Genomic DNA, 13471 nt, shown 5'->3' with positions numbered 1-13471 from the left:
GACGCCGAGAATCAATCGATGGATCACCAGAGCCATAGCGCTTAGCGCGCAGGTCGGATTAGCGGCGGCACGCCACGTAATCCGACGCTGCAGTGCCAACAATGGTGTCGGATTACACTTCGCTAATCCGACCTACTTGACTCGCTGCTGTTGGCCTGTTGAGGACGCCGAGTACCAATCGATGGACCACCAGAGCCACGGCGCGTAGGTCGGATTAGTGGCGGAACGCCGCGTAATCCGACGCTGCAGGGATAACAATGGTGTCGGATTACGCTCCGCTAATCCGACCTACGTGACTGCTTTGGCCGATATCATTTCTCGGCATGGTCCAGTCCACAATACTATTACTTTCTGGCCAAGGAAGAGGGCTTCGCGGGCGTCACGCTTCCCAAGGTCCGGCGCCGGCAAGACTCAAGTCGCAATACCATACTTGTGCTGCGTGGCCGCATACTGCTGCTTCAGCGATTCCAGCTTCGGATGCTTGGGGTCGATCTTGCGGATCACTTGCATCTGGTGCTGCGCCTGTTCGGCCAGCGGGGCTTCCCAGCCCAGCATGTTGAGCTGGCGCAGGATGGCGTCGACGGAGGCGAACAGCACGGGCAGGTTGCCCGGCGTTTTGCGCAGGGCCTGGCGCAGCACGAATACCGCTCCCTTGAGCTCTCCGCTTTCCGACTTGCTGGCCGCGTCCTGCATGAGTTCCTGCACCTGGTTCTTGATCTGCTGGCCCATGCCTTGCGCCAGGTCGTGGCGGCCGGCTTTCTCGAACACGTCCACGGCCGCTTCCATCGTCACTTCGCTGTCCGCCTCGTTGACGAGTTTCATCATCACGTCGGACGCGGCCTGCTCCAGGTTGTTCTTCAGGCAGCTCTGCACCAGGCCCACCTTCAGCTGCGTCGACAGGCCGCGCGCGCCGTCGAGGGCGGCGGCGGCCAGCTGCAGCTCGCTGGCGGCGGCGATGTCGTTGCCCGACAATTCATGCAGCATGGCGGCCGAGATGGCGCGGCACGCTTCGACGTTGGCGCCGCCGCGCAGCGAACGTTCCATGTCGCGCAGCACGCCGCTCGCCTGCGGCGCGTCACCTTTTTTTACCAGCGTTTTGACCAGGTTGACATGGTCTTCCGGGTCGCGGAATTCCGAGTACTTCGCCTTCGTCACCACCTGCTTGTAGGCCCGTTCGGCTGCGCCGATGTCGCCCGTGTCGAAAGCGATGCCGCCCAGGTGGCGCAGGCGGCGCACCATGTGCGGCGAGATGGCCACCGCGTCTTCGAGGATTTTCTTTGCCTGCATCTGCTGGCCCATGGCTTCATGGTTCTTCGCCAGCAGGTCGTAGGCGGCCATGAAGCGGGGATTGACTTCCACCAGTTCCAGCAGCGCGTCCTGCGCATCTTCGTGGCGCTGCTGTTCGAACAGCGTGCGCGCCAGTCCCAGGTGTGCCCAGGCCATGGGGCGCGTGGCCAGCGTGTCGGCGTAGATCTGTTCCGATTCCTTCCACTCGCCCAGGGTCAGGTGCAGTTCGGCGCGCAGGCGGGCGAAATCGGCCGCCAGGCGCGGGTGCTGCAGTTCCGCCGCGCGGCAGCTTTTCACGGCTTCGCGCAAGTCGCCCTTGTCGATCAGCTGGTAGGTGGGCAGGAAGAGGGCGCGGCGCTCGATGGCGCGTTCGATGCGCCCGCTCAGCACATCGACGGTAAACGGTTTTAATATGTAGTCGGACGGCGTCAGCTCGGCCGCGCTGATCACCTTGCTGTGGATGGCTTCGGAGGTCAGCATGATGAAGATCGTCCACAGGCCGATCAGCTTATGATGGCGCAAGTCTTCCAGCAATTGCTGGCCGTCCTGGCCGTCCGTGCCACTACCAAGATCGTATTCGCACAGGATGATGTCGAACGGTTTCTTTGTCAGCAGGCGGATGGCCGTGCCGGAATTGACTGCGTATTCCACCTTGGTGATGGCCGCCTGGTTCAGCATATTGTGCAGATTGCCCCGCATGCTGGGGTTCGGGTCGACGATCAGGACAGATAAGTCGCTATGTTCTGGCATTGTTCAGCTCTCGTTCATCTGTTCGGTCATTTGCGGGAACTCTTCTTATATATGTGCCTGCTAGTACTATTTTTTATCAGCATACTGCAAAGCCGCCCGACACTGCCAGCAAAATGCAAGCTATCGAACGCAGGGCAGGGCGGCCGGCGCTTCCGCTGGTTGCCGGCGTTGTATTTCATGACAACCGGCAGGCCTGTCGCGGCAGCGGGCGCGGCTTTTTCCTGCAGATAGTTCACTTGCATGATAGTATCCTAATTACAACTAATGTTGAACGCCGTGTAATCTTGCGGCCAGGCATGCGCAAGGCTTTACCGGGCGCTTCTTTCTTTCTGGTGTCGATACCCGTCATGCGCATTCCTGACCTTTCTTCCCTGCGGCGCGTTGCCGTTCCCCTCGCATTTGGCGGCAACAGCGAACAGCAGCACACGTATTTCGCGGAGCTGCACCGCGTCGGCATGGTCACGCAGCTGCTGGGCATCATCGCCTACAGCCTGACCTGGATACTGATGCCGCCACCCTACGAGCCGAACCTGACGCACGCGGTGCTGGCGCTGCTGGGCATGCTGGCCAGCCTGGTGGCGCGCTACCGCTGCACCACCTTGCCCGTGCTCACCATCACGGGCGCCTGCGCCGTGCTGGCGCTGACCTTCGGCTTGCGCACCATGGCCGATGCTGTCGAGCACGCCAGCTTCTGGGTCTTGCCCGTCGGCGTCTTCATGACCCTGGCCATCGCTTCCATCTTCAATGGCGGCCTCAGCTACCTGGCCGTGGTGGCGGGCGTGTGGTGGAACGTGGGCCATGGCCTGTATCCCGTCAACGCGGGCTTGCCCGACCAGCCGTGGGCGCCGCTGATGATCGCCGTCAGTGTGCTGTTCGGCCTGGCGCTGAATGTCAGCTTCAGCTTATTGCGGCTGCGCAATTACCACGCCAGGCAGGAACTGACGCGGCTGGCTTACCAGGACAGCCTGACCGGCCTGAACAACCGCCGCATGTTCACGCAGCGCGCGCAGCAGATGCATGGTGCGCCGCATGGCGGCATGCTGCACTTTTTGATGATCGATATCGACGATTTCAAGATCATCAACGACCAGCAGGGCCACGATGCAGGCGACGAAGTGCTGGTGCGCACGGCCGCCGTCATCGCTGCCAAGGCGCACGGTCACCTGTGCGGGCGCCTGGGCGGCGAGGAGTTCGGCATCGTCTACGCGGGCAATCGTGAAGAGGTGCGCGCGTTTGCGGGCGCTCTGGTGGACGCCGTCAGCCAGGCGTTCCTGGCCGCGCGTTTCGTCTCCATCAGCGTGGGCGTGGCCGAACTGGACCGCGGCAAGGAACTGGGCCACAGCTACCGCCTGGCTGACGAAGCGCTGTATTTGGCCAAGCGCCAGGGCAAGAACCGCTATGTGATCGCCTGACGGCCGTCTGGCGTGGTCGCTTGGTGCATGCCTGGCGCTGGTTGTTGCAAGTTGGCAAAAACTACCGGTTTCAAGGGCAAAATGGCCGCAAAGCCATAAGTTCCGGTAATAAAGCAGGGGTAAAACGGGTATAATGCGCGCAAAGGAAATTTGCCGTACGAAAGATATTGTCATACCTACCTTTAACCCGCAGCCACGCTGCATCAACCACCTTCCAATCATGTTGATACTGCCGGGTTCCAATGCCCTGTCTCATTTCCGTAGCCACCGTCTGTTAAGCCAACTGCAAGCCGTTTCGCCTGCGATTGTTGCCGTGCAAGCACGCTATGTCCATTTCATCGATGCCAGCGCGCCTCTCACCAACGACGACAGCACGCGCCTCGGCGCCTTGCTGACGTACGGCGAGCCGGCACAGGCAGACAATACGGAAGGCGCTGCCGAAGAATTCTTCGTCATCCCCCGTTTTGGCACGATCTCGCCGTGGGCATCGAAAGCCACCGACATTGCGCACAACTGCGGCATGGCGCACATCAAGCGCGTCGAACGCGGCATCGCTTTCCGCATCAACCTGAAATCGGGCATCCTGGGCAGCGCCATCGGCGCCGGCAAATTGACGGGCGAACAGGTACAGGCCGTGGCCGGCCTGCTGCACGACCGCATGACGGAATCCGTGCTGCGCAGCGCCGACGACGCCAAGGACCTGTTCCGCACCCTGGAAGCGCGCCCGCTCGAATCGATCGACTTGCTGGGGCAGGGCAAGGCCGCACTGGAAACGGCGAACGTGGAACTGGGCCTGGCGATGTCGGAAGACGAAATCGACTACCTGGAAGCCGCCTTTACCAAGGCCGGCCGCAACCCGACGGACGTGGAACTGATGATGTTCGCGCAGGCGAACAGCGAGCATTGCCGCCACAAGATCTTCAACGCCGACTGGACCATCGACGGCGTGGCGCAACCGAAGTCGCTGTTCGGCATGATCAAGAACACGCATGAACTGCAGCCGAAGGGCACCGTCGTCGCTTACAGCGACAATTCCTCGATCATGGAAGGCGCGACCGTGTCGCGCTTCTACCCGCGCGGCGAAAACCATGAATATGCGGCGTCGACGGAACTGACGCACACCCTGATGAAGGTGGAAACGCATAACCACCCGACGGCCATTTCTCCATTCCCGGGCGCCTCCACGGGCGCGGGCGGCGAGATCCGCGACGAAGGCGCGACAGGTCGTGGCGCCAAGCCAAAAGCGGGGTTGACCGGTTTCACCGTATCGAATTTGTCCCTGCCGGACGCCGTGCGCAGCTGGGAAACGGCCGCTTCCGTGACGGCGCCGCTGGCTGGCCGGACGGATGCGGATCAATACGGCAATCAATATGGCAAACCCGAGCGCATCGCTTCGCCGCTGCAGATCATGATCGAAGGTCCATTGGGCGGCGCCGCGTTCTCGAACGAATTCGGTCGTCCCGTCCTGGGCGGCTACTTCCGCACGTATGAACAGAACGTCGGCGCTGATAAAGATGCCGTATTCGGCTACCACAAGCCGATCATGATCGCGGGCGGCATCGGCAATATCTCGGCACAGCACACGCACAAGAACGACATTCCCGTCGGCAGCCTGCTGGTGCAGCTGGGTGGCCCTGGCATGCGCATCGGCATGGGCGGCAGCGCCGCTTCGTCGATGACCACCGGCAGCAATACGGCCGACCTGGACTTCGATTCCGTCCAGCGCGGCAACCCGGAAATGGAACGCCGCGCCCAGGAAGTCATCAACGCCTGCTGGCAAATGGGCGCCGATAACCCGATCATCTCCATCCACGACGTGGGTGCGGGCGGCTTGTCGAATGCGTTCCCGGAAATCACCAACGACGCCAAGCGCGGCGCGATTTTCGACCTGCGCAAGATCCCGCTGGAAGAATCGGGCATGGCGCCGAAAGAAATCTGGAGCAATGAATCGCAGGAACGCTACGTGCTGGCCATCGCGCCGGAAAGCCTGCCGCTGTTCAAAGCCATGTGCGAACGCGAACGCTGCCTGTTCGCCGCCGTGGGCGTGGCCACCGAAGAACGCCAGCTGAAACTGATCGACCCGGAACTGGGCAACGAGCCGGTCGACATGCCGATGGACGTCTTGCTGGGCAAACCGCCGAAGATGCAGCGCGACGTGGTTCACGTGGCCAACGATTTCCCTGCCATTGATCTCACCGGCATGGACTTGAAGGACGTGGCGCAAAAAGTGCTGCTGCTGCCGACCGTGGCCGACAAATCCTTCCTCATTACCATCGGCGACCGCAGCGTGGGCGGCATGACCGTGCGCGACCAGATGGTGGGACCATGGCAAGTGCCGGTGGCCGATTGCGCCGTTACCACCATGAGCTTTGAAGGCTACCTGGGCGAAGCGATGGCCATGGGCGAACGCACGCCGCTGGCCGTCATCGACGCGGCAGCTTCCGGCCGCATGGCCGTGGGCGAAGCCGTCACCAACATCGCCGCCGCAGCCATCGGCGATATCAGCGACATCAAACTGTCCGCCAACTGGATGGCCGCCTGCGGCCAGCCAGGCCAGGACGCGGCCCTGTACGACACGGTGAAAGCCGTCGGCATGGAACTGTGCCCGGCGCTGGGCATCAGCATCCCCGTCGGCAAGGATTCGCTGTCGATGCGCACGACGTGGAAAGACGAGAGCACGGGCGCGGCGAAATCCGTCACCTCGCCAGTGTCGCTGATCGTGTCCTCGTTCGCGCCAGTGACCGACGTGCGCAAGTCGCTCACGCCGCAGCTGAAAACGGACAAGGGCGACACGTCCTTGATCTTGATCGACCTGGGTCGCGGCAAGAACCGCCTGGGCGCCTCCGCCCTGGCGCAAGTCATGGGCCAGCTGGGTAACGCCACGCCGGACGTCGACAGCGCGGAAGACCTGAAAGGCTTCTTCGCGGCCATTCAGAAATTGAACAGCGACGACAAGCTGCTGGCCTACCATGACCGTTCGGACGGCGGCCTGTATGCCACCCTGACGGAAATGGCCTTCGCCGGCCACACGGGCATGTCCGTCAACCTGGACATGCTGACCATGGAAGGCGAGCATTCCAGCGACTGGGGCGACGCCAAGAACTGGGCCGGCCAGGTAGCGGAACGCCGCAACGAACTGACCCTGCGCGCCTTGTTCAGCGAAGAGCTGGGCGCCGTGATCCAGGTGCGCGCGGAAGAAAAGTCGCTCGTCATGGACGTGCTGCGCACGTTCAATTTGGGCGCCTGCAGCCATATCATCGGCAAACTGAATGACCGCGACGTGATCGAATTCACGCGCGACGCCAAGCTGATTTACACCCAGCCGCGCGCCGAGCTGCACCGCCTGTGGAGCGAAACGAGCTGGCGCATCGCCCGCCTGCGCGACAACCCGGCCTGCGCGGACGCCGAATACGACCGCCTGCTGGACGTGCAAGACCCGGGCATGTCGCCGATCGTCACGTTTGACCAGAACGACAACATCGCCGCGCCATTCATCGCCACCGGCGTGCGTCCGCGCGTCGCCATCCTGCGCGAGCAGGGCGTCAACTCGCACATCGAGACGGCCTACGTGATGCACCAGGCAGGCTTCACGGCTGTCGACGTGCACATGAGCGACCTGATTGCCGGCCGCGTGAAACTGGACGACTTCCAAGGCGTCATCGCCGTGGGCGGCTTCTCGTACGGCGACGTGCTGGGCGCGGGTGAAGGCTGGGCGAAAACCATCCTGTTCAACGCCAGCCTGGCGGAACAGTTCGCACGCTTCTTCAACCGCACCGACAGTTTTGGCCTGGGCATCTGCAACGGCTGCCAGATGATGAGCAACCTGAAATCCATCATCCCCGGCGCCCACGCCTGGCCGAAATTCACGACCAACAAGTCGGAGAAATTCGAAGGCCGCTTTGCCATGGTCGAAGTGATGGATTCCCCATCGATCTTCTTCAACGGCATGGCCGGCACGCAAGCCGGCATCGCCATCGCCCACGGCGAAGGTTACGCCGACTTCTCGCAAACGGGCGACATCACCCAAGTCACCAAAGCCATGCGCTTCGTCGACAACAAGGGCGCCGCCACCGAAGCGTATCCGTACAACCCGAACGGCTCGCCGGAAGGCATCACCTCCGTGACCACGCCAGACGGCCGCTTCACGGTGCTGATGCCGCATGCGGAACGGGTATTCCGTTCGGTGCAGCAATCGTATCACCCTGAGGCATGGGGCGAGGATTCGCCTTGGATGCGCATGTTCAGGAATGCGCGGAAGTTTGTGGGGTAATTAGTTCGCTTTCAGGGCGGCGCTGAAGTTCAAGGCGCTGTTGCTGGGGTAGGAATGATAAAGCCGCTGTCGGGAGACAGCGGCTTTTTTATATCAAGTTCAGAATCATATCTCTGGAGCAAGCGCATTTAATTCATCTTTGTAGGCCATAATTGGAGAGTATAGCTTGTGAAAAGATCGACCAATTGCTCCTGAGAAAAGCTCCATATATGGGTTTGACGTGCCACCTTCAAGTATGTGATTTATTGATATTCCGGGATATGGGTCAATGTAGTATATTTTTTTAATGCCAAGTTGATAGGCTTTTTTCGCACATAGTTCACATGGACTTGCTGTGGTAAATAGGAATCCTCCATAAATTCCTTGTCCGCCGTATTTTGATATTTGCAGAAAGGCGTTTTCTTCAGCATGTAAAGATCGGGTGTGAACTTGATTGCTTTTGCCATCTATTGAGTTGTACTCAGATTTGAAACAATATGATACGTTTCTTCCTGTGCTAGCTATTTTTATATATCTAATATTTCTTTTTTTGAAGTGATTCAAGTATTTTTCATCATTTTTTTCAAAATTGCTAAAAGCATTTTTGTCCAAGCCATTTAGCAAGTCATCCCTATTTCTTAGATTGCAAGGTACGTGTCCATGCGGCGCATCATTCCAGCCAACTGCTTTCACCGAGAAATGCATATCAGTTACTAAGGCACCAACTTGTCTAGATATACATCCGGAGTTCAATTTCGCCGTATATGCAATTTGCATACATCGTTCCAGTGCTGTAGGCGTAATTATTCCGGGTCTTTTCATTAAAGAAATCAACCTAACTAGTTGGTTTGTTAAATTTATTAATTTGCCAACCTTGCTATCGCCATCTGGGTTGCTTAAATAAATATCAGCTCGTTGTAGACAGCCTTGAATATCTTGCATTGAATAAGTGGATTCTACTTCTATGTCTCTATTTGTATATTCAGTTTCATCTATAGATTTTATTTCTTTTGCCGAGAAATTTTGCGATGCTAGTCTACTTAGACGCTGATCATCTGGACAAGATACAGCTACAAGATGAAAGTTTGTTATCCTATCTTGCAGGAAAATGGCCTCAAGTGGATTCCTTAGTGCATCTACAACTATTAATGATTTTATTCCGACTTTTTGATTGTGTTTAGTGAGCTTTGTTATTATTTCATGTATTTTTTTTGAGATTGAGAAAAATGCACCATCTACTACTTTATCATCGAAAGGTGATCCGGAAAGTCTTATGTTTTTTCCTATTGATTGATATAGTGGAACCATAATCGTCTCACCCAATGTTTTCTTTATTTCTTCACTTTTTTTTGGTAAGTAATTGGTGTAAAAATCAATGATGTATTGAGATTTCCTGCTTTTATCTATATCATCTGTTTTTTTCTTTAGTTCGGTAAGTATATTTTTTGTGTTATTATGTAGTTCGTCACTGATTGATGATGTGTGTTTTATGAATTTCATTGCCGAATCCACGCCACTCTCTATAAGTAATAGAGTTATGATGGATCTAACTTGAATTAATTGAAATTGATGCCAAGTTTTAAGCAAGTGGCGATATATTATTTTTTGTTTTCTTTCATCGTTACTGGTAGGGTTGTCGCCTTTATACAGGCTATGGTGTAAATCTTCTAATTTGCATTGGAGAATTTTAGCCACTGTTGAGCAACCGCTGCCTGTTCGTCCAGTTAAGCCAATGACAATATGATCATTTTCACCTTCGTAAATCATATTTATTGCTGAGTCTATGTATTCGCCCATTGGTGTTCTCCAATTGTTCCTATTTGTTGACCATTAATGCTGTTTATAGCGCCTTCGTCACCCCCCCCCCACAATCACCACCGCCGACGGCACCAATAAAAACTGCGCTATCAGCGTCCCCGCCAATCTCGTTCCCGCCAGCCACATTACCGCGCGCCGGAATTGCGATTCTTCGATCTTGCCCTCGATGACGTCATCCGTCATGCCCGAAATGTGCGGGTCGATGAAGATCGCCATCATGATGGTGGCGCCGCCGTTGATGATGGAGGAATGGGTTATGGAGGTGAGGCGCCCGCTCGGGATCAAGACGCCTGCGTACAAGGCGGCGATGTAAGGGGGACAAAGATGCTCCCACCGCCCACAAGGCAGTGGCGATAACGTTCATGGCGGTCATCGAAACGGAGACGCCGGTTTTTTCGCCCAGGCCCGTGACGTTTTCGGGCTTGGGCAGGCTGGCGGAAGTCTTGAGGTAGGACAAGCCGCCTTTCAAGACGGGGTGCAACAGCAGTTTCTGTGCAGACCTGTGCATCTGGAAGTGCTCGACGGCGCGACAGAAGGCGCGCTGGAAGGTGGGGATCAGTATCGCGCCGAGGATGGTTGCCAGGCTGGCGCACAGTAGCAGCCAGAGGAAGTTGCCCAATAAGGTGCTGGCGGCCAGGTGCCGGGCTATGCCTATTCCGAGTCGTTCGGCCAGGAATGGTTGCAAAAAGGAATTTGAGGTACGCGCCAGCAATATCAAAATGCTGAATAGGGCCAGCGAGACGGCGATGCGCCGTGTGCGGATGCCGGCGATGCGCACGCAGCAGGCGTGGGTGCCGATGATGTGGATGATGAACGTCAGTGCGCAAATCTGCAGCAATTGCTTGTTCATCACAGCCTTGCAGTGAAGAAAATGTTATTCCATGCTGCCATGAAGTTACTTATTTTTCAACTGCAAATAAGTTAATTATCAAGTTAAGTGGTTTTCGTGGTGTTTTTGGTGTTTGTGTACGGTAGGCTGTCTTTGACCCCAAGGCAGGAACTGGGGTCAGCCCCTTAGGGGAAATGTCCCCCAATGGGGGATATTTCGATCACGAAGTGACTGACCCCGGCCCTTTGCCTGTGGGGTGAGCCATGCCGCCACTGGCGCAATAGCCTCAATGGCGTTGCCATCGTAGTTACTTGCTTGCATTCCAGCCCCGCGCCCTCAGCTATGTGGGAGTGGTAGCCTGTAGCGCTGCCTCATTCGAACCAACCAGGAGAACCGCCATGAGTTTTGATTCCTTTCTGTCCAAGCTGAAGACCAAAGCAAGCGAACTGAAAACCGAAGCGCTGAAGTACAAGAACAAGGATTTCCTGAATGCTGCGATGGCCGGGTCGGCTCTGATCGCGATGGCGGACGGCAGTGTCAGTGCGGAAGAGAAGCAGAAGATGGTCAAATTCATTGAAAGCAATGACGCGCTGTCGGTGTTTACCACCAGCGATGTGATCAAGGCTTTCCAGGAATATGTCGGCCAGCTGGAATTCGACAAGGATATCGGCGAGGCCAAGGCGTATCAGGCGCTGGGCAAGATGAAGTCGAATGTGGAGGCGTCGCGCCTGCTGGTGCGCATGATTATCGCCGTCGCTTCGTCGGACGGCAATTTTGATGCCAACGAACAGCGCGTGGCCAGCAAGATCGCGCGCGAGCTGGGCCTGACTCCGGCGGAGTTCGAGTTGCAGTAACTATTAAGCCAGCCAACCCCGGCTGGCCAGACTTAACTCTTGTCCCACCACGGCGGCGTGCCCGAAGACCAGGGGCACGCCATTTCCAATTCGCTGATCCGGTAACGGATCTCTATCACCTGGCCATGTTGAAACGGACCGCGTCGCCAGTCGCCGGAATCAAAGACGTAGCCTTTGCCCTTGATACAATGAGTGGTCGGATTGTTGCCGATGGGGCCGGTCGAGTGCAGGGTGACGCGCACTTCGCCGTTGGCGTCCAGCGGCGCGTCGCCACCCATGAACAGTGGATCCGAGCCGACGTCGCAGACAGTGGTGCTACCTATCTTGCTGCAGTGCTTGATATACGTTTGCTGGCGCGCATTGGCCAGGTAATCGTCATGCCGCATCGGCTTGCCGTCGTCATAGGTAAAGCGCAGGGTCACTTGCGTGGGCTCGCTGGCCGGATGGCGCGTGGTGGTGGTGCAGGCGGCGCTGACCAGGGCCAGCAATGGCCAGGCCAGCAGGCGCAGGGTGCGTCGCAGCAAGCGGGCTGGAATCTTTTCAGTCTGGGACATGGTGCTCCATGGAAAATGGCTGCGGCGGCGTCGCGCCGAAGGCGGCGATCATAGCATGCAACTATTTTTCCCCCGAGCACGCCTGCGGCAACGCTAGCGCGCCGCGATCGGCAGCGCCGCCACCCGTTCCAGGCGCATGCTGCCGTCGGCCATGCGCTGCGGCGGCACCATCATCACCAGTTCTCCGTTCAGCGTGCCGTCGTCGCGTCGGTCGATGCGCACCTTGAGCTTGCGGTCGAGCGCGACAAACAGATTGGGCGCGGCGGCAACGATGCGGTGTTCTTCGCCGTCGCCCACCTTGGCATACAGCAAACCGCCGTACTGGCGCAGGCGCAGGGCCTGACCGTTGGCCAAGGTGTATTCGCCCGCGTAGGGCTGGAAATCTTCGCGGCTGATATAGCGGGGCTGGGCCGGCGGCGTGATGCGCAGCGACAGGGCAGGCACTTCCACCGTGCGCTCCGGCGGCAGCACCTGGGCCGTGGCCAGGGTGCTGGCGGCGATGACGATGCACGAGATGATGCGGTTCTTCATGATGGCTCTCCTTGCTCAATGGGGGATGGGCCAGGCCGCGCCACCGCTGCTCTGGTGGATCAGGGCGATCAGTTCGCCCTGGCGCGCCGTGCCCGTCTTGTCGTAGATGTGGTGCAGATGCGTCTTGACGGTGTTGATGGAGACGCTGGCGCCAGTGGCGATGCTGTCGATGGCGCTGCCTTGCGCCAGCGCCTGGGCCACCTGCGCTTCGGCTTGCGTCAGGTCAAACAGCTGCTGCAGCATGGGCGCTGCCACGGCTGGCGCCTGCGGGTCGCGCGCCAGCACCAGGGCGCAGGGGCGCACATGCAGCCGATTGTGTCGATGCTGCTGCGGCCGGAATGGCGCCACCGTCAGGCACAGGTCAGGTGCGCCCGGGCGTGGCAGGCGCACGGCGCTGGCGACTGGCGCTGCCGCCCGCTTGCCCGGCGCGCCGCCGATGGCCAGACGCACGGCTTGTACCAGTTGCGGCGGCGCGTTACAGCGCGGACCGCCGCTGCCGCTGCCGCTGATGTGCAGGCTGCGCTCCAGGCCGGGGCCGAACAGGGCCAGCGCGCTGGCGTTGGCGTAGACCACCTCCAGCCGGCTGTCGAGCAGCAGCACTGCCGTGCCGAGCGCGTCGAGCGCGGCGCGCGTGGTGCGTTCCTGCATGCCGCTTTGCGCCAGGCGGGTGCGCACGCGCAGGGCGCGCTGCAGGTGCGGCAGCAGGGCCTGCAATTGCACCTGCAACAGCGCGCTGTCCGCAAACGGCCCCCGCGCGCGCTGGCGGTGCACGCCCAGCAGGGCCACTTCGCCTGGCGCCATGGGCAAGACGGCGCCGATAACGTGGCACAGGTCATGCGGGCGGCAGAAGTCGGCATAGAATTCCGTGCGCTCGAACTCGCGCGGCTGGATGTGCTCCGCGCTGCCGTGCACCTGGCCCACGCCCAGCCGGTAGGCCAGTTGCGCCCAGATGTCGTGCCGCCAGTAGTAGCTTTCATAGGCGCTGGTGGCGTCCTTGCCGAACTGCCCCAGCGGATTGAGCAGCTGCGCACCGCTGTCGCTTTGCAGGATCAGGCTGGTGTCGCCGGCGCCGCCAAACGCCTCGGCCAGGTCGCGGCACAGCTGCGGCCACAGGGCGTCATCCAGCGCGGCGTCATACAGCCGGGCGATCAGTGCTTCCTGCCGCGCTGTCAGCGGATTGCCCATGG

General features: G+C 59.0%; 9 protein-coding genes and 1 pseudogene. 3 read left to right on the top strand and 7 right to left on the bottom strand.

Annotation, left to right across the window (positions count from 1 at the left end):
• Nucleotides 1–411 precede the first annotated feature (411 nt).
• Complete coding sequence (locus ACQ4WR_RS02295) at nucleotides 412–2037, bottom strand: response regulator (RefSeq protein ID WP_436485039.1); 1626 nt, start codon at nucleotides 2035–2037, stop codon at nucleotides 412–414.
• Nucleotides 2038–2063: 26 nt separating this feature from the next.
• On the bottom strand, nucleotides 2064–2279 hold the full coding sequence (locus ACQ4WR_RS02290; RefSeq protein WP_436485037.1) for a hypothetical protein: 216 nt from the start codon (nucleotides 2277–2279) through the stop codon (nucleotides 2064–2066).
• A gap of 105 nt (nucleotides 2280–2384) precedes the next feature.
• Between ACQ4WR_RS02290 and ACQ4WR_RS02285 the strand changes: the two genes are divergently transcribed.
• Together ACQ4WR_RS02285 and purL are read left to right on the top strand one after the other, a co-directional pair.
• Nucleotides 2385–3449 carry a GGDEF domain-containing protein gene (locus tag ACQ4WR_RS02285; protein ID WP_436485036.1) on the top strand — a complete coding sequence of 355 codons (1065 nt, stop codon included), beginning with the start codon at nucleotides 2385–2387 and terminating at the stop codon, nucleotides 3447–3449.
• Nucleotides 3450–3669: 220 nt separating this feature from the next.
• Nucleotides 3670–7719: a phosphoribosylformylglycinamidine synthase gene (gene purL / locus ACQ4WR_RS02280; protein ID WP_436485034.1), complete on the top strand. Its 4050-nt coding sequence runs from the start codon at nucleotides 3670–3672 to the stop codon at nucleotides 7717–7719.
• Between the two features lie 105 nt (nucleotides 7720–7824).
• On the opposite strand, the gene ACQ4WR_RS02275 is transcribed toward purL, so the two are convergent.
• Entirely contained in the window at nucleotides 7825–9495 is a 1671-nt protein-coding gene (locus tag ACQ4WR_RS02275; RefSeq protein ID WP_436485032.1) for a hypothetical protein, read from the bottom strand.
• A 57-nt stretch (nucleotides 9496–9552) separates the two neighbouring features.
• A pseudogene (locus ACQ4WR_RS02270) lies at nucleotides 9553–10366 on the bottom strand (lipid II flippase family protein).
• Between the two features lie 377 nt (nucleotides 10367–10743).
• Between ACQ4WR_RS02270 and ACQ4WR_RS02265 the strand changes: the two are divergent.
• Nucleotides 10744–11199: a tellurite resistance TerB family protein gene (locus ACQ4WR_RS02265; RefSeq protein WP_046685140.1), complete on the top strand. Its 456-nt coding sequence runs from the start codon at nucleotides 10744–10746 to the stop codon at nucleotides 11197–11199.
• Nucleotides 11200–11231: 32 nt separating this feature from the next.
• On the opposite strand, the gene ACQ4WR_RS02260 is transcribed toward ACQ4WR_RS02265, so the two are convergent.
• The 3 genes from ACQ4WR_RS02260 to ACQ4WR_RS02250 all read right to left on the bottom strand — a co-directional run bounded on the left by ACQ4WR_RS02260 (nucleotide 11232) and on the right by ACQ4WR_RS02250 (nucleotide 13469).
• A complete protein-coding gene (locus ACQ4WR_RS02260; protein WP_436485031.1) occupies nucleotides 11232–11753 on the bottom strand; it encodes a hypothetical protein in 522 nt (173 codons plus the stop codon).
• Nucleotides 11754–11846: 93 nt separating this feature from the next.
• Nucleotides 11847–12284, bottom strand: coding sequence for a hypothetical protein (locus tag ACQ4WR_RS02255; protein WP_436485030.1), 438 nt, complete (start codon nucleotides 12282–12284; stop codon nucleotides 11847–11849).
• Nucleotides 12285–12299: 15 nt separating this feature from the next.
• The gene (locus ACQ4WR_RS02250; RefSeq protein ID WP_436485029.1) at nucleotides 12300–13469 is read right to left on the bottom strand and encodes a helix-turn-helix transcriptional regulator; all 1170 of its coding nucleotides are present in this window, start codon (nucleotides 13467–13469) and stop codon (nucleotides 12300–12302) included.
• Nucleotides 13470–13471: the final 2 nt, after the last annotated feature.

Source organism: Janthinobacterium amylolyticum (genome assembly GCF_051380655.1).
Lineage (GTDB): Bacteria > Pseudomonadota > Gammaproteobacteria > Burkholderiales > Burkholderiaceae_D > Janthinobacterium.
This window is presented reverse-complemented; position numbering and strand designations above follow the sequence as displayed.